Consider the following 19,853-nt stretch of genomic DNA (forward strand, 5'->3'; position numbering starts at 1 on the left):
TGTCATATATAGATCGGGAATCCTGTTCTCCCGGTACTCGTAGCTCTGTCTGGTGAGGATTAGCCGGATGGATTACAAGACATAAATCCTAGCTGGAGATAAAACATTGTCTTTAGGCGTTCAAGCAGCACCGGAGGGACAAGACGGCAGTCTGGCGCGTCTGGTGTTGATGCATGATAAGGAAGGCAAGGTTCTGGCGCTGTTACCGGCCACAACCCTGCTTAATCTGGCCAATGTCTGGAAACTGACGGGACGTCAGCTGCAACCGGTAAAGGGGGCAGATGCAGAGCGTTTCTTCGGTCAGGAAGCGGTGCAGACCGCCAATGGTTTCCGCAAGCTGGCCCAGCTGCCGCTGCTGGTGGATGAGGGCTGCCTGCAGTATCCAACGCTGCAGGTGAATGAGCCGTTCTCCTCCACTCGCTGGGAGGTGGGTGCCGATCTGCTGAAAGACGCGAAACACGGCAAGTTGGCAACTGCACCCGCCGAGATTGCGCTGCAGGCACCTCAGGGGGAGGACGAAGCGGTGATTACCAGTGCGGTGAAGAAGTTCACCAAGCTGCGTATCCAGCAGCGTCTGGAAGATACCCTCGGCCTGCCATCCATGTCGCCAACCACCCAGAAGATTTTGATGTTGCGCTCCGACCCGGATGCCGAAATTGAGGATCTGGTGGATGTGGTCCGCGTCGATCCAAGTCTGTCGGCTCAGGTGATGAGCTGGGCAGCATCGCCTTACTATGCCGCGCCGGGTGAAGTCAGCTCCATTGAGGATGCCGTATCCCGGGTGTTGGGTTTTGAGCTGGTGGTAAACATGGCATTGGGTACCGCCATGGGCCAGATGCTGAATGTACCGGCCAACGGCCCGCGTGGCGGCACCCCATACTGGCTGCAGGCGGTGTACTGTGCGACGCTGTCCGAAAAGCTGTGTAAGCAGATTCCACTGGAAAAACGCCCGAAACCGGGCTTGGCTTACCTGAGTGGCCTGCTGCATAACTTCGGTTATCTGCTGCTGGCGCACCTGTTCCCGCCACAGTTTGCATTGTTGTCACGTTACATCGAGGCGAATCCGCATTTCAGCCTGGAAGCGATCGAACAGCAGGTGATCAATGTCACCCGCGAACAGATCGGCGGTTGGTTGCTGTCCAGCTGGGCCTTGCCGGCTGAGGTGTGTGATGCGATCCGCTACCAGAACCAGTTGGAGCATGCCGGTGATCATGCGGCGTATGTGAAGTTGCTGTATGTGGCCAACCGCCTGTTGCGTCAGCAGGGATTGAGCGACGGGCCGCTGGAGGATGTCTCCGATGCGTTGCTGGCTGATCTGGGGCTCAGTCGTAAGGTGGCCAACGACACGCTGAAAGCGCTGTTAAAAGACGACGCGGCGATCCGCGAACTGACTAAACTACTTGAAGGTGGTCGGAGCTGATTGCTCCGGCCACCGCCCTCTGTTTTATTCCTCGTTGATTCAGAGAAACAAACCTCGGGCGGCAATCGGACTGCTGCTTGCGGTGTTAGCCGTTGAGCTCTTCTTCTAAAATCTCCAGCGCTTCCTGCTGTTCCATCCACAACTCTTCAGTCTCTTCCGCGTTGCGCTTCAGATCCGCCTGTTGTTGCAGCAGGGTTTTCAGCTCGTTCTTGCGGCTGTCTTCGTAGATTGCCGGGTCGGCCAGTGCAGATTCCACCTCGGCCAGTTCGCTCTGGTACTTGTCCAGGGCCTTTTCCAGCTTCTCCAGTTGCTTCCTAAGCGGGCTGAGCTTCTTGCGCTTCTCCGCCTCCAGGCGTTTCTGCTCCTTCTTCTCGGCCGCGCTGAGGGAGCGGTTTTCACGCTCCACTACCGGTTCGCTACTCTGTTGCTGGCGTTTGTTCTCGGTCAGCCAGCGCTGGTAGTCGTCTAGGTCGCCCTGGAACTCGGTTACCGCACCATCGGCAACCAGCAGAAACTCGTCCACGGTATTGCGGAGCAGGTGACGGTCGTGGGACACCAGGATCAGGGCGCCGTTGAAAGTCTGCAGGGCCAGGGTCAGGGCGTGACGGACTTCCAGGTCCAGGTGGTTGGTCGGTTCGTCCATCAGCAGCAGGTTGGGTTTCTGCCAGGCGATCAGCGCCAGGGCCACTCGCGCTTTTTCACCGCCGGAGAAACGTTTTACCGGGTCCAGGGCGTCATCGCCAAGGAAACCAAACGAGCCGAGGAAATCGCGGATCTCCTGATCGGAGGCGTTGGGCGAGATGCGCTTGATATGCAACAGTGGGGAGGCTTCCAGATCCAGCGCTTCCAGCTGGTGCTGGGCAAAGTAACCGATCTTCAGGTGTTCACCGGCTTGGGTATCACCACCCACCAGTTTGATGTCCCCCACCAGGGTTTTGATCAGGGTGGATTTACCGGCACCGTTTGGACCTAACAGACCGATACGCGCGCCCGGCTGCAACGTCAGACCAACGTTGTTAAGGATCACCTTGTCGCTGTAACCACACTGCGCTTCGCGCAAGTCGAGCAGGGGGTGGGAGATTTTGTCAGATTCGCGGAAGCTGAAATTGAACGGGCTGTCCACGTGGGCCGGGGCGATCTTTTCCATCCGCTCCAGCTCTTTGATACGGCTTTGTGCCTGCTTGGCCTTGGTGGCCTTGGCGCGGAAGCGACGGACGAAGTCCTCAATCTCGTGGATACGGGCCTGCTGCTTCTCAAACGCCGCCTGCTGCTGGGCCAGCTTGCTGGCACGCAGGACTTCGAACTGGCTGTAGTTGCCCTTGTAGAGCTCCAGTTTCTGGTTGTAGAGGTGGGCGATATGACCCACCACGTTATCCAGGAAGTCGCGGTCGTGGGAGATCAGGATGATCGATCCCTGATATTGGCGCAGCCACTGCTCCAGCCAGATGGTGGCATCCAGATCCAAGTGGTTGGTCGGTTCGTCCAGCAACAGCAGATCGGAGCGGCACATCAGTGCCTGTGCCAGGTTCAGACGGATACGCCAGCCACCGGAGAAGTCTTTCACCGCGCGTTGGGCATCGCTGGTACTGAAACCCAGTCCGGCCAGCAATTGATAGGCACGGGACTCGGCGGTGTACCCCTCGAGGGTTTCCAGTTCGGCGTGCAGCTCGGCGATGCGGTGATTATCATGTTCTGCTTCCGCCTGGGCCAAAGCCTGCTGTACGCGGCGCAATTCCGGATCACCGTCCAGCACGTATTCCAGCGCACTGCGGTCGGTGGCGGATACCTCCTGGGCCATATGGGCGATGCGCAGCTGGCCGGGCAGGTAAAGATCACCTTTGTCGGCATGCAGTTCGCCCAGCAGCAGTTTGAACAGGGAGGACTTGCCGACGCCGTTGGCGCCAATCAGGCCGACCTTCCAGCCGCTGTGGATAGTAAGATTGGCATCCTCTAGCAGAAACTGAGTGCCGCGGTGTAAGCTGATGTCTTGTAACTGGATCATGGGCGCGGATTGTAGCATAGCAATGAAACTCGAAAACGCTCTTTGGCACTATGCCGTGCGGCTTTATCGCCAGGATGGGGTGGAGCAGGCCTGCCTGACCCTGCAAGAGGCGGGGCTTAGTATCAACCGGCTGCTGCTCTGCTGCTGGTTGGGGCAGGACGCGGGCCGCCGGTTGGCACTGGATCAACTGGAAGCAGCAACTACCTGGCAGACCGATATCACCCACCCGATGCGTGCACTGCGCTACGCGGTGCGTCCGCACAAGCAGCAGGACGACAGCTATCAGGCCGTCTACGCCGCCATGCGCAAGGCGGAACTGGCCTGTGAGCAGGTGGAGCTGGCCCTGATGTGTGAAGCTGCGGATGCCATGAATCAGGCCGAGACCGGTGTGGATCTGTTGCTGGAAAACCTTGCCTGCTACCTGAATGCTTGTACACTGAAACAGATGAGCCCGGTGGTGGATGCTTTGGAAACGGTGCTCCGGACAGTGTATCCGGCGCTACCGGAAGACTGGCAGACGGGACTGCCACTGCATTGAGGCAACAAGGGCGAATGGCCTGTAGGGAATTGAACTTTTCAGCGCCTCACCCCACTAACCATCCATGTGGAAAACACAATAAGGATACAATGATGAAAAAAACTTGGCTGGCTGCCGCGCTTGCGACAGCGCTAACTGCGCCTTCGGCGTTTGCCTTTGAACTGACGACCGAACAGCAGAAACTGAGCTACAGCCTGGGCCTGATTGTTGGTGGACAGTTGAAACAGGACGTTCAGGATGTGGATCTGGAAGCGTTCCAGCAGGGCGTTCAGACGATCTACAAGGATGGTGAACCGCTGCTGACACCGGAGCAGGTGAATCAGGTGATGCAGGCGTTCCAGCAGCGCAAGATGGAAGAGAAGCGTCAGGCCATTGCCAAACTGGCCCAGGAAAACCTGGAAAAAGGCCAGGCCTACATGGCTGAAAACGGCAAGAAAGACGGCGTGACTACGACCGAATCCGGTCTGCAGTACGAACAGCTGCAAGCGGGTAACGGTAAGAAGCCAGCGGCGACCGACAACGTGGAAGTACATTACCGCGGTACGCTGGTTGACGGTACAGAATTCGACAGCTCCTACGCCCGTGGCGAGACGGTAACCTTCCCGCTGAACGGTGTGATCCCAGGCTGGACTGAAGGTGTACAGCTGATGGACGAAGGCAGTAAAGCACGTCTGGTAATCCCATCCGAACTGGCCTACGGCCCGGGCGGTATGGGCAATGCGATCGGTCCTAACGAAACACTGGTATTCGAGATCGAGCTGCTGAAGATCCTGCCTGCAACTGAAGCCGCTGCTCAGTAAGCACGCTCCCCAGATACAAAAAAGGCCGCGTTCCGAAAGGTTCGCGGCCTTTTTGTTCTTTGAAGAGACTTAACGCAGCACGTTCATAATGCCATTGGACGCCAGCGCGTAGTACTGCCCCGCGCCAAAACCGACCGCATAGACACCTGCGTGAACCGGGCCGTAAGGATCACGACGGTGGACGCGCCAGGCTTTCAGCTCCTGGCCGGTGCGGACATCCCACAATTGCACAAGGCCGGAGGCGGTGCCGGTGAGCAGGCGGTCGCTGTTTTTGGAGAAGCGGGCGCTGAGGTAGCTGACACGCTTACGGAAGAAGTCCGCCGACGTACTGAGGGAATGTTTCACCTGGCCGGTATTGGTATCCCAGATCACCGCCTTATCCAGGCTGCCGGAACTGAAGGCCCACTGACCGTTAGGGGAGAGCGCAACCGTGTCGACGACGTTGCCGAACTCCAGCTCCTGTAGAAGTTCGCCGCTTTCCACGCTCCACAGCTTGGCTTTGTAGGCGTCTGAGCCGGTAATGGCCAGTTGTGCGTCAGGGCTGAGGTCTACGCTGCGCACACGTCCTTGGTGGCGGAAGACGCGGCGTTCACCGCCGTTCTTGGCGTCAAAGTAGACAGCGGTATGGTTGGCCAGCCCCAGCAGCGCGAAGTTGCCGTTTGGGGAGAGATCCATCTGCAGGATTTCGGCCGGGGAACTCCAGAAGCCCGCCGGTTGGCCATTGTTGACGTTCCACAGTACCAGATCCTGCTGGTTGGCGGTGGCGGCGTAGTTCTCATCCGGGGAGATCGCCGTCGCCGCAATCAGACTGAACTCATTCGCCTTATGGTTCCAGTTGTACTCGCGTGCATGCTTACGCAGATCCCACAGGCTGCCTCCGTGGTTAAACGAACCCAGGGTTGCGAAGTTGCCTGATTCCGAGATTGCCGCGGAGTACGCGCCTGTAACCGCGTACTCTTTCCAATCCGCGGGTGGACTGCCGGTGTTGCAGCCCGAGAGTATCAGGGCGAGCGAAATGCCCGTCAGAACACGGTGCGCGTTGCGCATCAGTACCGCCTTGTAGATCTGATGTTATTCGGTTTCGGCAACCAGCGTGGAGTGCGACGTGTGCAGCACTTCGATCATCTGGTCTTCCAGTTCAAAGCGTTCTTCCAGCAGCTCGCCCAGGCTGGACAGGTCGTTAGCCATCTCTTTCACGATACGCACGTTAAACAACTCGGTGGTTGCATAGGTATCGTTGAAGTCCAGAGCGGCGTCGGTGCTGAGCTGGATGCGTGGAAACAGTTTCTGGGCCTCTTCAACACTGCCATCGTTGAACTCGCTGCCTTCGCGTAGCAGCTGTTCATACACTTCGAAGTGCCCAGAGGAGAGATAATCGACGAGGAGTTCACAGAATTTCTCTACCTGCTCACTCAGACCGTTTTCAACCGGTGTTTCCGGTAGGTGTACAAATGCGCTGATCAGTTGCTGGCGTTCTTCCAGCCAGTGATCAATGATGTCGCTGACACCACCCCAACGTTCTTTGGCGTTGCGGCATTTTTCCAACATCGTGCGCCTCCTTTACATTAATTTGTCTGGCAGAGACTCAATAATATGCCCAACAGGAACAGCGGCGCAACATAGCGATAACAGGTTAGAGCGGGTTATACTGGGGCACAACTGCCGAGCTGACTGAACCGATAGCGGGGAGAACGATTTTGAAACACTTTCTTTTGGCGCTGGTGCTGGGGTTATTCATGCAGACTGCCTGGGCGGCAGATGAAGAAACACCAGAGAACTACGTAAACTACATCGAACTGAAACCGTTTCTGACCAACTTTGGTGAGCCGGGTAAGGTTAGCTTTGTGAAGTGCGAGATTACCATTCAGGTCTCAACACCGGCAGCGCACCACGCGGTGAACTTCCACATGCCGCAGATTCGCAACGATATTGTATTCCTGCTCAGTGACCAAACCGAGGCGGACATGAATTCCATCGAGGCGCAGTCGGTTCTGGCGCAGAAAGCATTGAAACTGGTGCAGAATATTCTGGTCGAGGAGGAGGGCGAAGCCTTCGTGAGCGATCTATTCTTTACCAGCTTTATCACCCAGTAAGCGGGTGAGTGAAATACAAAGGCCTCCAGATGGAGGCCTTTTTTGTGTCTGTGTCCCGTCCTGAATAACGTTGACACTTTTCGAGGAACGGGGATTATCCCGCCAGGTATTCCGCCAGGAACTGATCGAAGTCCTGGTTATCACGCGCTTCGATCTCGGCTTGCTCCTGCAGAGATTCCTCCGCTTGGCGCTGCAGGTAGCTGCCCGCTTCTTCGCTCAGTGTGTGCTGCAGCAGGGTTTCGCGGTGTGCGGCGCTCTGTTGCAGGACAAACTGCTCGTAGCTGAGCTGGTCGTCCTGCAGGGCTTTCAGTACCTGGGCCGATGGTGTCAGTGACGGGTCATCCAGCTTGCTGCGTTGCGCGCTCAGGCTTGCGCTGTAACGGCTGGAGCCATCCACCTGATCCATCATATCGGCGGTCAGCTGGATCTTATCCAGCAGTTCGTGACCCCAGCGGGTCAGCTCGATTTTGTCGTCCTTACGCTGCAGCATCAGGCCCGGCTCGCGCCCGCGGGTCACCACCAGATCGTGGTTGGCGTGAATGCGCTCGCATTCGCAGTTGCTGATTTCGGCGTCCTCCGCCAGCAGGCAGGTAATCAGGAACAGGTCGATAAAGTCGGCCTGGGTCTGATCGATACCCAACGGCAGGAACGGGTTGATGTCAGTGTTGCGCACCTCGATGTACTCAACACCCCGTTCACGCAGGGCGTGCAGTGGTTTCTCGCCGGAGTGGGTGACGCGTTTCGGGCGGATATCACTGTAGTATTCGTTTTCGATCTGCAGGATGTTGGTGTTCAGCTGGCGGTATTGGCCATCCACCTTCACCCCGATCTTTTCGTACGCAGCGTACGGGGTATTGATCGCCTGGTGCAGGGATTCCGCGTAGGTTGCCAGGTGGTTGAAGCAGATGTTCAGGGAGGCCTGTGCCTTGTTGGAGTAACCCAGGTCGCTCATACGCAGGGAGGTGGCGTACGGCAGATAGAAGGTATCGTCGTCCAGGCTCTCCAGCGCGTGCGGTTTGTCCTTCATAAAGCTCTTGGACAGGGCCGGGGACGCACCGAACAGGTACAGCAGCAGCCAGGAGTAGCGGCGGAAATTGCGGATCAGGGTGAAGTACTGTGCGGAACGGAAGTCCTGTACGCGGTCCTGATTTTCACAGAACACCTGGTATTCCGGCCACAGCGCCTCCGGCAGGGAGAAGTTGTAGTGGATACCGGCGATGGTCTGCATCATCTTGCCGTAACGGAAGTTCAGGCCTTCACGGTAGACCGATTTCAGGGTGCCGACATTGGAGCTGCCGTAACGGGCGATTGGGATCGCACTCTCATCCGGCAGGTGGCACGGCATGCTGGCAGACCAGATCAGTTCGCCGTTCATGTTGGCGTAGGTGAACTGGTGCAGGTCAGCCAGGAATGTCAGCGCGTCACCGCTCTGCTTGAACACCGGGGTGATGAACTCCAGCAGGGCTTCCGAGTAATCGGTGGTGATGTGGCTGTGCGTCAGTGCTGAGCCCAGCGCCGTCGGGTGGTCGGTCTCCGCCAGCTGGCCCTGCAGATCAACGCGCAGGCCCTCTTTCTCGATGCCGTGGAGAATTCCTTTCAGCAGTGGTGCATGGCCCTGATTTTTCAGCCATTCCAGCTTCTGTTCAAATGCTGCAGCCAAGGTGCTGTCCTTCCGTCAAAAGTGTAAAAAGGTTGCCCATTATAGATGAGCTGTTCGTAAAATGCCGTAGCGAAACAGTCTGTTTGTCGCTTTGTGACAATTCCGCTTCACAGCGGAGCAAGTCAGAAACCCCGGCCTCAAAGTCTTTTCGGATTTGCTGACCGGTTTCTAGGCTTTCCAGCCTGCCGCGCGGAATTTGTCTGCCAGACTGCCCTGTGGGGTGCTCTTTTCATCCCTTGTAGTTTTCAGCGGTTTCTTACCCTTAGGCGCTGTTGGTGTCGATGCGTCCTTCATCGACAAGCCGATCCGCTTGCGGGCGATATCCACTTCCACTACCTGAACCTGCACGATATCCCCGGCCTTCACCAGCTCGTGCGGGTCTTTAACAAAACGGTTGGCCAGCTGCGAGATATGCACCAGGCCGTCCTGGTGTACGCCGATATCCACAAAAGCACCAAAGTTGGTGACGTTGGTGATTACGCCCTCCAGCTTCATGCCCGGCTCCAGATCGTTCAGGGTTTCCACCCCTTCGCTGAACTGTGCAGTACGGAACTCTGGCCGTGGGTCGCGACCCGGTTTCTCCAGCTCCTGCAGTACATCCCTGACTGTGTATTCACCAAACTGGTCAGAGATAAACTGTTGCGGGTTGAGCTTGCCCAGCTGCTCGGTGTTGCCGATCAGTGCATCCTGTTTGCAGTGTAGAACGCTGGCGATCTGTTTCACCAGGGCATAGGCCTCCGGGTGCACGGCGGAGTTGTCCAGCGGGTTGTCGCCTTCGCGAATGCGCAGGAAACCGGCGCACTGCTCAAAGGCCTTGGGTCCCAGGCGGGCGACCTTCTTCAGCTGGCTGCGGTTATTAAAGCGGCCCTGTTCGTCGCGGTAGGCGACTATATTGCGCGCCGTGGTGGCGTTCAGACCGGCTACCTGGCTGAGCAGCTCTACGGAGGCCGTGTTGATATCCACACCTACGCTGTTTACACAGTCTTCCACGACCGCATCCAGCTGCTGTCCCAGTTGGTTTTGATCCACATCGTGCTGGTACTGGCCGACACCAATCGCCTTGGGTTCGATTTTGACCAGTTCGGCGAGTGGATCCTGCAGGCGGCGGGCGATGGATACTGCGCCACGGATGGTTACATCGAGATCAGGAAACTCTTTCGCTGCCTGTTCGGAGGCGGAGTAGACCGAGGCGCCGGCTTCGTTGACCATTACCGCGGTCAGGTCCAGTGCCGGGTGTTTGCTGATCAGCTCCTTTGCGAGCTGTTCGGTCTCGCGGGAGGCGGTGCCGTTGCCGATACTGATCAACTCGGCATTGTGTTTCTGGGCCAGTTTGGCGAGTGTTGCCAGGGCTTGGTCCCACTGATTCTTCGGTGCGTGCGGGTAGATGGCACAGTGCTCCAGCAACTTGCCGGTACTGTCGACCACCGCCACCTTGACGCCGGTACGTAGGCCCGGATCGAGACCGATGGTGGCCCGTGGACCCGCCGGGGCTGCCAGTAACAGGTCGTGCAAATTACGGCCGAAGACGCGTATCGCCTCCGCTTCGGCCTGTTCGCGCAGGCGCTTGAGCAGGTCGTTTTCCAGTGAAGATTGCAGCTTCTGCTTCCAACATTGGTTGATGGTTTCGCTGAGCCAAAGACCGGCGCTGTTATGGCCCGGATTGAGCTGGTGGGCGCGGCGGATCTGTTCGGCCGGGTACTGGCTATCGCCGTCTTCCAGTGCAAGCTGCAGGCGCAAGATACCTTCGTTGCTGCCACGCATCAGCGCCAGGGCGCGGTGCGACGGCACTTTGCGGATGCCTTCACTGTACTCGAAATAGTCGCGGAACTTGGCTCCCTCCTGCTCCTTGCCCTTCACCAGCTTGCTGCGCAGAACACCCTGCTGCCAGAACCATTCACGCAGCTTGCCCACCAGAGAGGCCTGCTCGGCGAACTGCTCGATCAGGATATGGCGGGCACCGTCCAGTGCCTGTTCGGTGGTTTCTATGCCGTTGCTGGCATCCACAAAGGGGGCAGCCAGATTCTGCGGGCTGTCGTTACTGCCCTTCAGCAGGTGCTGCGCCAGCGGTTCAAGGCCTGCTTCGCGTGCTTTCTGCGCCTTGGTGCGGCGTTTGGGGCGGTAGGGCAGATAGAGGTCTTCCAGCGTACTTTTGCTGTCACACGCCTGGATCTGCTTCTCCAGAGCGTCGCTCAGTTTGCCCTGGTCGCGGATGCTGCCGAGGATCGTCTGCTTGCGGTCGTTCAGCTCGCGCAGGTAACCCAGACGCTGGGAAAGCTGTCGCAGCTGGCCGTCGTCGAGGGCACCGGTCACCTCTTTGCGGTAACGGGCGATGAAGGGCACGGTGGCGCCTTCGTCGAGTAATTTGATGGTGGCTTCCACCTGCTGCGGGCGGACCTGGAGTTCGTTGGCGATCAGTTGAGCGACTTGCATGGGGATCTCGTTGCGGCAAAGAAAGGGGATACAAAGCGGAGAGACACCCACGCAGCAGGCGCTACGTGGGTGTGGCAGATCAGGAAACCTTCAGCACCTGCATGGAGTTGGTGCCGCCGTCCTGGCCCAGCTGAGCGCCGCGGGTCAGGATCACCAGATCCCCCGACTCGAGCTGCCCCTTGGCTTTCAGACCTTCCAGAATTTCGTGATTCAGCTTCTCTTCGCTTACTGCGGTGGCGTCGAAGAACATTGGATCTACACCACGGTACAGAGCCATACGGCGCAGAGTACGGTCGTTACGGGTCAGTGCGTAGATTGGCAGGCCGGAACGGATACGGGACATCCACAGCGGGGTGGAGCCGGACTCGGTCAGGCAGATGATCGCCTTGGCGCCGACCAGGTGGTTGGCCGTGTACATGGCGGAACGGGCGATGGTTTCGTCGAAACGCTCACAACGCTGGGTGATGCCGGTTGGCGCCGGACGGGAAAGCTGGTGCTTCTCCGCGCCCTGACAGATCTGGGTCATCGCCTTCACCACCTCGATCGGGTTGTTACCCGCTGCGGTTTCCGCTGACAGCATTACCGCATCGGTACCGTCCAGAATGGCGTTGGCCACGTCGAACACCTCGGCACGGGTAGGCATCGGGTTCTCGATCATGGTTTCCATCATCTGGGTGGCGGTGATCACTACGCGGTTCAGTTCACGGGCCCGCTGGATGATGTGTTTCTGTACCCCGATCAACTCGGCATCACCAATCTCCACACCCAGGTCCCCTCGGGCCACCATCACGCCATCACACGCAAGGATGATGTCGTCCAGGGCTTCGGTGCTGGCGACAGTCTCAGCACGTTCCACCTTGGCGATGATCTCTGCCTTGGAACCGGCAGCATCGAGCAGTTCGCGGGCTTCACGCAGGTCGGCACTGGAACGCGGGAAGGACACTGCCACGTAGTCCATGCCGATCTCGGCTGCGACCTTGATATCACGTTTGTCCTTGTCGGTCAGCGCTGCGGCGGAGAGGCCACCCCCCTGACGGTTGATGCCTTTGTTGTTGGACAGTGGGCCACCGATCAGCACCTTGGTGTCGACGCGGCTGCCTTCAATGCCGGTTACTTTCAGCTGCACGCGGCCGTCATCCAGCAGCAGGACGTCTCCGGTTTCACAATCTTCCGGCAGCTGTTTGTAGTCGATACCCACCTGGGTTTGGTCTCCGGCGTTGGTATCCAGTGCGGCATCCAGTGCAAAACTGTCGTCAGCACTCAGCTGGATCTTATCGTTCTGGAAGCGGGCGATACGTATTTTCGGACCCTGCAGGTCACCGAGGATAGCCACCGGCAAGCCAAGGCTGCGTGAGCATTCGCGCACGGCCTGGGCGCGGTTACGGTGATCGTCGGCGCTGCCGTGGGAGAAGTTCAGGCGCACGGTGTTGACGCCGTTACGCAGCAGCTCCATCAAAACACCAGGTTTATCCGTCGCCGGACCAAGGGTCGCTACAATTTTGGTACGTTTAAGCATTAGGCTCACTCGCAATTATTAGGTGATAGAGGGTGGGCCGGTTATCCGGTCTTATTGTTGGCAGCATGAAGCCGCGTGCTTTGTATGGGAAGGCGCGAGTAAGTCCTGTATGTGCTCTGGCTATCGGGAAGGTTCACAATCAAGGAATCGCTTTGCAGTAATGTTGAAACCTTGCAAAAAGCGCTGACACCGAGTGTGGATCTTCCCGATAGCCCCGCAGGGCAAGTCCTAATGCCTGCATCTGCTGTGTTGCAGTTCTTGCTAAGGACTAAGGCCATTAACTGCGAACTGCGCCTTGCATCTACAGGCTTTAGGACTTGCAGAGCACTCACGAGACTTATTCGCGCCTTCCCGCTAGGCTCAATAGGGAACAACATAGGGCTCCGCACTCAGTATTTCAAGTTCTTGCCGTTCCGCGCATAATAAGAAGCGTCTGTGACAGACAAATATTCCCCGCGCCGGTTTACGGCTGGTTACCCTATGTGCCCGCGTTGTGCAGGCGGCGTCGTATAATGAAAAGGTCATGATTAGCTTAGGCTCCCTTATCCAGCCCTGGCGCAAACACCGGATACTGGTTTCGGTGATGGCGGTCATCGCCTATGCGCTGATTACCGGTCAGACCGCGTCGTTGAGTCGCAGCCAGGGGATGGATGCGCTGCAAAGCCGCGCGCAAGCTGACCTCAACCGGTATATCCTCAGCTTGCAGCAGAAACTGGATCGCTATAACAAACTGCCCAGCCTGCTCTCCACCCACTCCCTGTTGCACGATGCCCTGAAGAATCCCGATAGCGCCGCTGCACGCAGCGCGGCCAACGTCTATCTGGAGTACGTCACCAATACGGTGGAAGCCGCCGACGTGTACCTGATGGACAAAAACGGGACGACGGCTGCGGCTAGCAACTGGGCAGAGCCGCGTTCGTTCGTGGGGCAGAACTACAGTTTCCGTCCCTACTTCCAGGATGCGATAGCGGGTAAACCGGGGCGCTATTTCGCCCTGGGTACCATGTCTCAGCGACGGGGGTACTACTTCTCCTACCCGGTAACCGTGCGCGACAAGATTCTGGGTGTGGTTGTGGTGAAGATCGACCTAAACGAGATCGAGTCGGACTGGAGCGACCCCAACCGACACATTCTGGTGACTGATGAAGACGGGGTGGTGTTTATCTCCACTGAAGAGGGTTGGAAGTTCCGCACCCTACATCCGCTGACGCCCCAGGACATGCAACGTATAGTGAAAAGCCTGCGTTATGGTAATCGGGAACTGCATGCGCTGGAAATCATCGAGCGCAAACGACGTAATGACGGTAGTCAACTGATCACCCTGCTTGATGGCAAGCGGATCGACAACGCTGCACTGGACGGGATTGCGGCCACCCAATACCTGATGCAGAGCCGGATGATGCCGGACAGCGGCCTCAATGTGGTGATTCTGGCCAGTACCCGGGAAGTGAGCCGGCAGGTCTTCAACGCGGTGATCCTGGCCTCCTTTGTCTATGTGGCGGTGGGGCTGCTGGTGTTGTTCCTCATGGCACGGGATCGAATCAAGCGTGAACGTGAGCGCTTCAAGCAGCAGCGTACCGAAGCACTGGAAGAGAACGAATCCCGTATACGCGCCATTATCGATAATACCCAGGCGGGCCTGATTACCCTGGATGCCCAGGGACGGATCGAGTCGTTTAATACCACCGCCGAGCGGTTGTTCGGGTACGACGAGGATAATATCCGCGCGCAGTATTTCAGCATCCTGGTGGGGCATCAGGACCGGCGGGCATGTTGGGATCATATAACCACTGCCGATGAAGAGCGCCCGGCTGAGCTGTTTATCGAAGCCAGCGGTTGTCGTCAGGATGGTAGCCGGTTCCCGATCGAGCTGGTGATTGGCGAGATGCGGGTTGCAGGGGTGAACCGTTTTATCGTCACCATCCACGATATCACCGAACGTAAACTCTACGAGCAGGAACTGCAGCAGGCGCGGGATGAACTGGAATCCCGTGTCGAGTCGCGTACCGCGGATCTGACCCGGGCCAACGAAAAATTGCTGGAAGAGGTTGAGCAGCACCGCAATACCCAGAACGAGCTGATCCAGACCGCCAAGCTGGCCGTGCTGGGGCAGATGTCGGCGGGTATCAACCATGAACTGAATCAGCCGCTGACGGCGATCCGTGCCTATGCGGATAATGCCCGCGCTTTTCTGGGGATGGGCAAGACTGAGGTGGCGGCCAGCAATCTGGATGAGATTGGTGGCCTGACCGAACGCATGGCCAAGATTATCCACCCGCTGAAGGAATTCTCCCGAAAGAGCTCCGGTCAGCCGGAACCGGTCTGCCTGCAGGCGGTGCGCGATGGGGCGATGTCGATTATGTATGGCCGTCTCAGCAAGGTGGGTGCCGAGATTACCTGGCCGGATAACCTATCCAGGATCTACGTGATGGCGGATATGGTGCGGCTGGAGCAGGTGATGGTTAACCTGATCAGCAACGCATTGCAGGCGATGGAAGGGGTGGAGCAGAAACGGATTGAGATCAGCTTGCAGCAGCAGGAGGAATCCCTGATTATCCGTGTGCGGGATTATGGACCGGGGATACCGTCCAGTGAACTGGGACGTGTATTCGAGCCATTCTTTACCACCAAGCAGGCCGGGCAGGGGCTGGGGCTGGGCTTGTCGATCTCCCACCGGATCATCGAAAACCTCAACGGCCGCCTCAGCGTGGAAAACCACCGGGACGGCGGGGCAATCTTTATAATCGAATTACCACTGGCGCAGGTCGCAGGGATCGAGTGATATGACAGCAGGGCCTCAGATGCAAAACGAAGAGAGTCTTCCCATCATTCTGGTGGACGACGAAAAACATATCCGTCTTGCGGCGGGGCAAACGCTGGAACTGGGCGGCTACGATGTAACCGTGCTGGAGAGCGCCGAGCAGGTGCAGGACCTGATCAGCGACAATTGGCCGGGAGTACTGGTTACCGACATCAATTTGCCGGGCATCGACGGCCTGGAGCTGATGCGCCGGGTGCAGGCACGTGACCCGGACCTGCCGGTGATCCTGATTACCGGTCACGGCGATATCTCCATGGCGGTAAGCGCCATGCGCGACGGCGCCTATGATTTTATCGAAAAACCGTTCTCCTCCGAGTGGCTGCTGGATGTGGTGCGTCGTGCGGTGGAGAAGCGCCGTCTGACCATCGAGAACCGCCGCCTGCGTGACGAGCTGGAGCTGCAGAGTTCGCCCGGTCCACGCATCATTGGCAACACCCAGTCAGTGGCTCAGATGCGCCGCATGATCCAGACCATCGCCGATACCCCGGCGGATATTCTGATCATGGGGGAGACCGGCACCGGTAAGGACCTGACCGCCCGTTATATCCACGACCACAGTGTGCGCCGCGACCACAACTTTGTAGCGATCAACTGCGGTGCGGTGCCGGAAAACCTGATCGAGTCCGAGCTGTTCGGACACGAGAAAGGCGCCTTCACCGACGCTAAAGCGCGTCGCATCGGTAAATTCGAGCACGCCAACGGTGGCACTCTGTTCCTCGATGAGATCGAGAGCATGCCGATGACACTGCAGATCAAACTGCTGCGCGTATTGGAGGAGCGGGCGATCGAGCGCCTGGGCTCCAACGAGCTGATCCCACTGGATATCCGTATCATCGCTGCGACTAAAGCGGATCTGAAAGAGCTGGCGGCGCAGGGCGACTTCCGCGAAGACCTCTATTACCGCCTCAACGTGGTGAAGCTGGATATCCCATCCCTGCGTCAGCGTCGCGACGATATCCCGATGCTGTTCCAGCACTTTGCACTGCTGGCCTCCAACCAGTACGGGCGGCCCATCACGCCGCTGTCCGCCGAGCGTATGCACAGCCTGATGATGCACGACTGGCCGGGTAACGTACGTGAACTGCGCAACCTGGCGGAGCGTTACGTCTTGCTGGGTGAGACCTGCACCTTTGACTTCGACAACCGCCCGATCACCAGCGGTGAGCAGAGCGGCACCATGACCCTGCCGGAGCAGGTGGAGCGCTTCGAGAAGATGCTGATTCAGGCCGAGCTGGCGCAGCATGGCGGTTCAATCAAGGATACTCTGGTGAGCTTGGGGCTGCCGCGTAAGACTTTGTACGACAAGATGAAGAAGTACGGTCTGGATAAGAACGACTATAAGAACTGATGTGCTGAGTTAGGTGGTATTGGGCATTGCTTCGCAATGGCAAAGCTACCGTGCAAAACGATTTTTCAGGTTGGTCATCGTTATTCAGGACGGGACAGAAATAAAAAAGGCCGCTGAATGCGGCCTTTTGGGTGTCCGTTGGTTCGTTTAGAGCTTAAAGCGCTGTACCAAACCTTCCAGTTCGTTGGCCAGGGAGCCCAGTTCGTGCGCCACCTGGTTGAGTTTGCCGGCACGGTTGGAGGTGTGTTCAGCGGTTCTGGCGATCTCGGATACGCTCTCTTCCACGCTGGATGCCATTTGGGTCTGCTCTTTCACGGAGGAGGCCACCTGGTGGTTCATGTCGTTGATGACACGGACCTCTTCGGCTATATTGGTCAGGGCGTTGGATGTGCTTTGTACCTGCTCAACCCCTTGTTCGGCGCTCTGGTGTGCACGTTGCATTACGTTTACCGCATCGCGGGCATCCTGTTGCAGCGCTTCGATAATTGCATTGATCTCTTCGGTGGAGTTACGAGTACGGCTGGCCAGTGTGCGTACCTCGTCGGCTACCACGGCAAACCCTCGGCCCTGTTCACCGGCACGGGCAGCCTCAATGGCGGCGTTCAACGCCAGTAGGTTGGTCTGCTCGGCGATCTTCTGAATCACTTCCAGTACGGTGCCCACGTTCTGACTCTGCTCATCCAGCTTGTGAATCACGGTGGTGGCGCCGTCGATCTCCTGTTTCAGGGTTTCAATGGCACCAATCGCCGTGTTGGTGATAGTCGTACCATTAGTACTTTCTTTCAGTGCCAGTTCGGAGGCGGACACGGTGCTTTCGGCGCTGGCTTCCACGCTGCGGGTGGCGACTTCCATCTGTTCCATCGCTGCGGCAACGGCGCTGGTTTGCACCTGTTGGTTGCGCACCGCTTCGTTGGCCATGGCGGCGATGTCGTTAATCTGGTGGCTGGACGTACCCAGCTTATGAATGGTGGTACTCACCTTGTTCAGGCTGTCGTGGAAGCTCTGCAGCATGGAGTTGAAGGCGCTAGACATCTCTCCAATCTCGTCATTCGAGGTCACCGCAATGCGTTGGCTCAGGTCGGCATTCTGGTCGATGGTGGCGATGGTTTGGCTCAGACGTCTCACCGGTTTTACCACGATCTTACGCAGCAGCAGGCTCATGATGACCAGACCTGCAATAAACAGCGCCAGTTCAACAAAGGCTACCTTCATCACGTTGCTGCTGATCTGCTCGTCCAGGTTGGCGTAGTCATAAGTCACGCGTACTGCGCCCAAGACGGTGCCTTCCGGTACCTGGTGGCAGAGCAGGCAGTTGGTACCCTTATAGGAAGAGAGGGCTTTCATCGGTGTAACAACGGTCAGGAAGTGTCCTTTGTCGTTGTTGATCTCTTCGATGATTGATTCACCTTTCATGGCACGACGATCAAGATCGTCGATAATGCGAGAATCGGCTGAACCCGGGCCATAGACGTTGGCAACTGCGTCACCGCGGATTATTCGGGCTTCGCTCAGGTCTTCGTTGGTGAGAATCTTCTGTTGTAGCGACTGGCGGTTATTCATCGCGCCACTCAGCATCAGAATGTTGATGCTGTCGAAATAGGAGCTGGCGGTGTCGGTGGTTGTCTTGCGGGCAACAGTTTTCGCGAGAGTAGTTTCACTGTTGTAGATGGTGGTGAGAGAGCTGATCAGAACAAGTAAAAAAACAACAGCCAGGGAAAGGTTCACCTTGGTCTGGATTGAACTGCCTGTGAATTTCACGTTTCTACCACCTGTATTACCGGAAAATTTGAGCCCGACGCGTTTTGTTTACAAAGCGCACAGTTTAGGCTGGAAAGCGCCCAAAAGCATAGTGACATTGGAGATTATCGGCGGACGCAGATCAATATTTAGTACATTTTCTTACAGTGCACTTGATATATGACAAGTGATGTATGGGTGGTTTGTCGCCAGCTGAAAACGGCTAAATGGGTGGATTTCCATCCATAATCAGAAAGGGTTTTTTAGGAACTGCTCAATGAGCAAGACTTTCAAGTATATGAATTTAAAAGGGATAAATTTTATTTTTTGTCAATGAGCGCAACTTGGCACCCTGTTTGCTGAATACATCAGTAATCACCGCGCACATCGATTTCAGGTGGCGCGGATGACTCTGTCCAAACAAAGCAACGCCAAATAAATCAAAAAACAGGAGATGCGTTATGCGTTTACTTACTGCTGCAGTAGCTTCATTGGCTCTGATGGTTGGTGCTCAGACAGCTTCGGCTGCACCGGTTGAGATCAAGTTCTCCCACGTAGTAGCTGAAAACACCCCGAAAGGTCAGATGGCGATCAAGTTCAAGGAACTGGTCGATGAGCGTCTGGCTGGCAAAGTAGAAGTAAAAGTTTTCCCTAACTCTCAGCTGTTCGGTGACAACAAAGTTCTGGAAGCGATGATCCTGGGCGATGTGCAGATGGCTGCACCATCCCTGTCCAAGTTCCAGAAATACACCAAGAAGCTGCAGATATTCGATCTGCCGTTCCTGTTCAAGGACATGGACGCGGTAGAGCGCTTCCAGAACGGTCCTGAAGGTCAGCAACTGCTGGGTTCCCTGCAGAAAAAAGGCCTGGTTGGTCTGGGTTACCTGCACAACGGCCTGAAGCAGCTGTCCGCATCCGAGCCACTGAAAGTGCCTGCTGACGCATCCGGTAAAAAATTCCGCATCATGACCTCTGACGTACTGCAGGCGCAGTTCGAAGCGGTTGACGCAGTGCCTCTTAAAAAGCCGTTCTCTGAAGTATTCACCCTGCTGCAGACTAAAGCGATCGACGGTCAGGAAAACACCTGGTCCAACATCTACTCCAAGAAGTTCTTCGAAGTTCAGCCATACATCACCGAGTCCAACCACGGTGTTCTGGACTACCTGGTGGTAACGTCTGCTGAGTTCTGGATGGGTCTGGACGACGACCTGCGTGCCGACATCCAGGCAGCTCTGAACGAAGCGATCGCACACGGTAACAAGATTGCCGCCGAGAAAGCGAACGCTGACAAGCAGGCGATCATCGACTCCAAACGTTCTGAAATTGTTAGCCTGACTGACGCTGAACGCGAGCAGTGGGTTAAAGCGATGAAACCAGTTTGGAAGAAATTCGAAGACCAGATCGGTGCTGATGTCATCAGCGCTGCAGAAGCTTCCAACTAAGCTTCTAGCCTGGTAACGGAGGCGGGCAGGCCTGCCCGTCTCCTCG

General features: G+C 57.1%; 14 protein-coding genes. 7 read left to right on the forward strand and 7 right to left on the reverse strand.

Features of this window, described 5'->3' with window-relative positions:
- Nucleotides 1–106: 106 nt before the first annotated feature.
- A complete protein-coding gene (locus QKW35_RS11915; RefSeq protein WP_282353345.1) occupies nt 107–1,420 on the forward strand; it encodes an HDOD domain-containing protein in 1,314 nt (437 codons plus the stop codon).
- 85 nt (nt 1,421–1,505) lie between these two features.
- Here the strand turns inward: QKW35_RS11915 and QKW35_RS11920 are convergent, their stop codons facing one another.
- Nucleotides 1,506–3,422 (reverse strand): ATP-binding cassette domain-containing protein, encoded by a 1,917-nt coding sequence (locus tag QKW35_RS11920; RefSeq protein ID WP_282353346.1) that lies wholly within the window; start codon nt 3,420–3,422, stop codon nt 1,506–1,508.
- A 22-nt stretch (nt 3,423–3,444) separates the two neighbouring features.
- On the opposite strand from QKW35_RS11920, the gene QKW35_RS11925 reads away from it, so the two are divergent.
- Together QKW35_RS11925 and QKW35_RS11930 are read left to right on the forward strand one after the other, a co-directional pair.
- The gene (locus QKW35_RS11925; protein WP_282353347.1) at nt 3,445–3,960 is read left to right on the forward strand and encodes a TIGR02444 family protein; all 516 of its coding nucleotides are present in this window, start codon (nt 3,445–3,447) and stop codon (nt 3,958–3,960) included.
- Between the two features lie 92 nt (nt 3,961–4,052).
- Entirely contained in the window at nt 4,053–4,760 is a 708-nt protein-coding gene (locus QKW35_RS11930) for an FKBP-type peptidyl-prolyl cis-trans isomerase (RefSeq protein ID WP_282353348.1), read from the forward strand.
- Nucleotides 4,761–4,829: 69 nt separating this feature from the next.
- Here QKW35_RS11930 and QKW35_RS11935 read toward each other — a convergent pair whose 3' ends face one another.
- Together QKW35_RS11935 and rsd are read right to left on the reverse strand one after the other, a co-directional pair.
- Nucleotides 4,830–5,807 carry a WD40 repeat domain-containing protein gene (locus QKW35_RS11935; protein ID WP_282353350.1) on the reverse strand — a complete coding sequence of 326 codons (978 nt, stop codon included), beginning with the start codon at nt 5,805–5,807 and terminating at the stop codon, nt 4,830–4,832.
- A 24-nt stretch (nt 5,808–5,831) separates the two neighbouring features.
- On the reverse strand, nt 5,832–6,308 hold the full coding sequence (gene rsd, locus QKW35_RS11940; RefSeq protein ID WP_282353351.1) for a sigma D regulator: 477 nt from the start codon (nt 6,306–6,308) through the stop codon (nt 5,832–5,834).
- A 149-nt stretch (nt 6,309–6,457) separates the two neighbouring features.
- Here rsd and QKW35_RS11945 point away from each other — a divergent pair, with 149 nt between their 5' ends.
- A complete protein-coding gene (locus QKW35_RS11945) occupies nt 6,458–6,853 on the forward strand; it encodes a flagellar basal body-associated FliL family protein (protein WP_282353352.1) in 396 nt (131 codons plus the stop codon).
- Nucleotides 6,854–6,947: 94 nt separating this feature from the next.
- Here the strand turns inward: QKW35_RS11945 and gshA are convergent, their stop codons facing one another.
- The 3 genes from gshA to pyk form a co-directional block, all read right to left on the reverse strand.
- The gene (gene gshA / locus QKW35_RS11950; protein ID WP_282353353.1) at nt 6,948–8,513 is read right to left on the reverse strand and encodes a glutamate--cysteine ligase; all 1,566 of its coding nucleotides are present in this window, start codon (nt 8,511–8,513) and stop codon (nt 6,948–6,950) included.
- Between the two features lie 168 nt (nt 8,514–8,681).
- Nucleotides 8,682–10,943 carry a Tex family protein gene (locus QKW35_RS11955; protein WP_282353354.1) on the reverse strand — a complete coding sequence of 754 codons (2,262 nt, stop codon included), beginning with the start codon at nt 10,941–10,943 and terminating at the stop codon, nt 8,682–8,684.
- Nucleotides 10,944–11,022: 79 nt separating this feature from the next.
- Nucleotides 11,023–12,459 carry a pyruvate kinase gene (pyk, locus tag QKW35_RS11960; protein ID WP_282353355.1) on the reverse strand — a complete coding sequence of 479 codons (1,437 nt, stop codon included), beginning with the start codon at nt 12,457–12,459 and terminating at the stop codon, nt 11,023–11,025.
- A gap of 523 nt (nt 12,460–12,982) precedes the next feature.
- Here pyk and QKW35_RS11965 point away from each other — a divergent pair.
- Together QKW35_RS11965 and QKW35_RS11970 are read left to right on the forward strand one after the other, a co-directional pair.
- Nucleotides 12,983–15,241, forward strand: a complete 2,259-nt coding sequence (locus tag QKW35_RS11965; RefSeq protein WP_282353356.1) for an ATP-binding protein — start codon at nt 12,983–12,985, stop codon at nt 15,239–15,241.
- A 1-nt stretch (nt 15,242) separates the two neighbouring features.
- Nucleotides 15,243–16,628 carry a sigma-54-dependent transcriptional regulator gene (locus tag QKW35_RS11970; protein ID WP_282353357.1) on the forward strand — a complete coding sequence of 462 codons (1,386 nt, stop codon included), beginning with the start codon at nt 15,243–15,245 and terminating at the stop codon, nt 16,626–16,628.
- A gap of 147 nt (nt 16,629–16,775) precedes the next feature.
- Here the strand turns inward: QKW35_RS11970 and QKW35_RS11975 are convergent, their stop codons facing one another.
- Nucleotides 16,776–18,386 (reverse strand): methyl-accepting chemotaxis protein, encoded by a 1,611-nt coding sequence (locus QKW35_RS11975; protein WP_282353360.1) that lies wholly within the window; start codon nt 18,384–18,386, stop codon nt 16,776–16,778.
- A gap of 440 nt (nt 18,387–18,826) precedes the next feature.
- Here QKW35_RS11975 and QKW35_RS11980 point away from each other — a divergent pair, with 440 nt between their 5' ends.
- Complete coding sequence (locus QKW35_RS11980) at nt 18,827–19,807, forward strand: TRAP transporter substrate-binding protein (RefSeq protein WP_282353362.1); 981 nt, start codon at nt 18,827–18,829, stop codon at nt 19,805–19,807.
- Nucleotides 19,808–19,853: the final 46 nt, after the last annotated feature.

The organism is Pontibacterium granulatum (assembly GCF_029961155.1).
GTDB lineage: Bacteria > Pseudomonadota > Gammaproteobacteria > Pseudomonadales > Balneatricaceae > Pontibacterium > Pontibacterium granulatum.

Bases quoted from the DNA above. Each gene is read 5' to 3' on its own strand.
- QKW35_RS11980 (WP_282353362.1), top strand. From the start codon at position 18,827: ATGCGTTTACTTACTGCTGCAGTAGCTTCATTGGCTCTGATGGTTGGT.
- QKW35_RS11930 (WP_282353348.1), top strand. From the start codon at position 4,053: ATGAAAAAAACTTGGCTGGCTGCCGCGCTTGCGACAGCGCTAACTGCG.
- QKW35_RS11965 (WP_282353356.1), top strand. From the start codon at position 12,983: ATGATTAGCTTAGGCTCCCTTATCCAGCCCTGGCGCAAACACCGGATA.
- QKW35_RS11970 (WP_282353357.1), top strand. From the start codon at position 15,243: ATGACAGCAGGGCCTCAGATGCAAAACGAAGAGAGTCTTCCCATCATT.
- QKW35_RS11920 (WP_282353346.1), bottom strand. From the start codon at position 3,422: ATGATCCAGTTACAAGACATCAGCTTACACCGCGGCACTCAGTTTCTG.
- QKW35_RS11925 (WP_282353347.1), top strand. From the start codon at position 3,445: ATGAAACTCGAAAACGCTCTTTGGCACTATGCCGTGCGGCTTTATCGC.
- QKW35_RS11955 (WP_282353354.1), bottom strand. From the start codon at position 10,943: ATGCAAGTCGCTCAACTGATCGCCAACGAACTCCAGGTCCGCCCGCAG.
- rsd (WP_282353351.1), bottom strand. From the start codon at position 6,308: ATGTTGGAAAAATGCCGCAACGCCAAAGAACGTTGGGGTGGTGTCAGC.
- pyk (WP_282353355.1), bottom strand. From the start codon at position 12,459: ATGCTTAAACGTACCAAAATTGTAGCGACCCTTGGTCCGGCGACGGAT.
- QKW35_RS11935 (WP_282353350.1), bottom strand. From the start codon at position 5,807: ATGCGCAACGCGCACCGTGTTCTGACGGGCATTTCGCTCGCCCTGATA.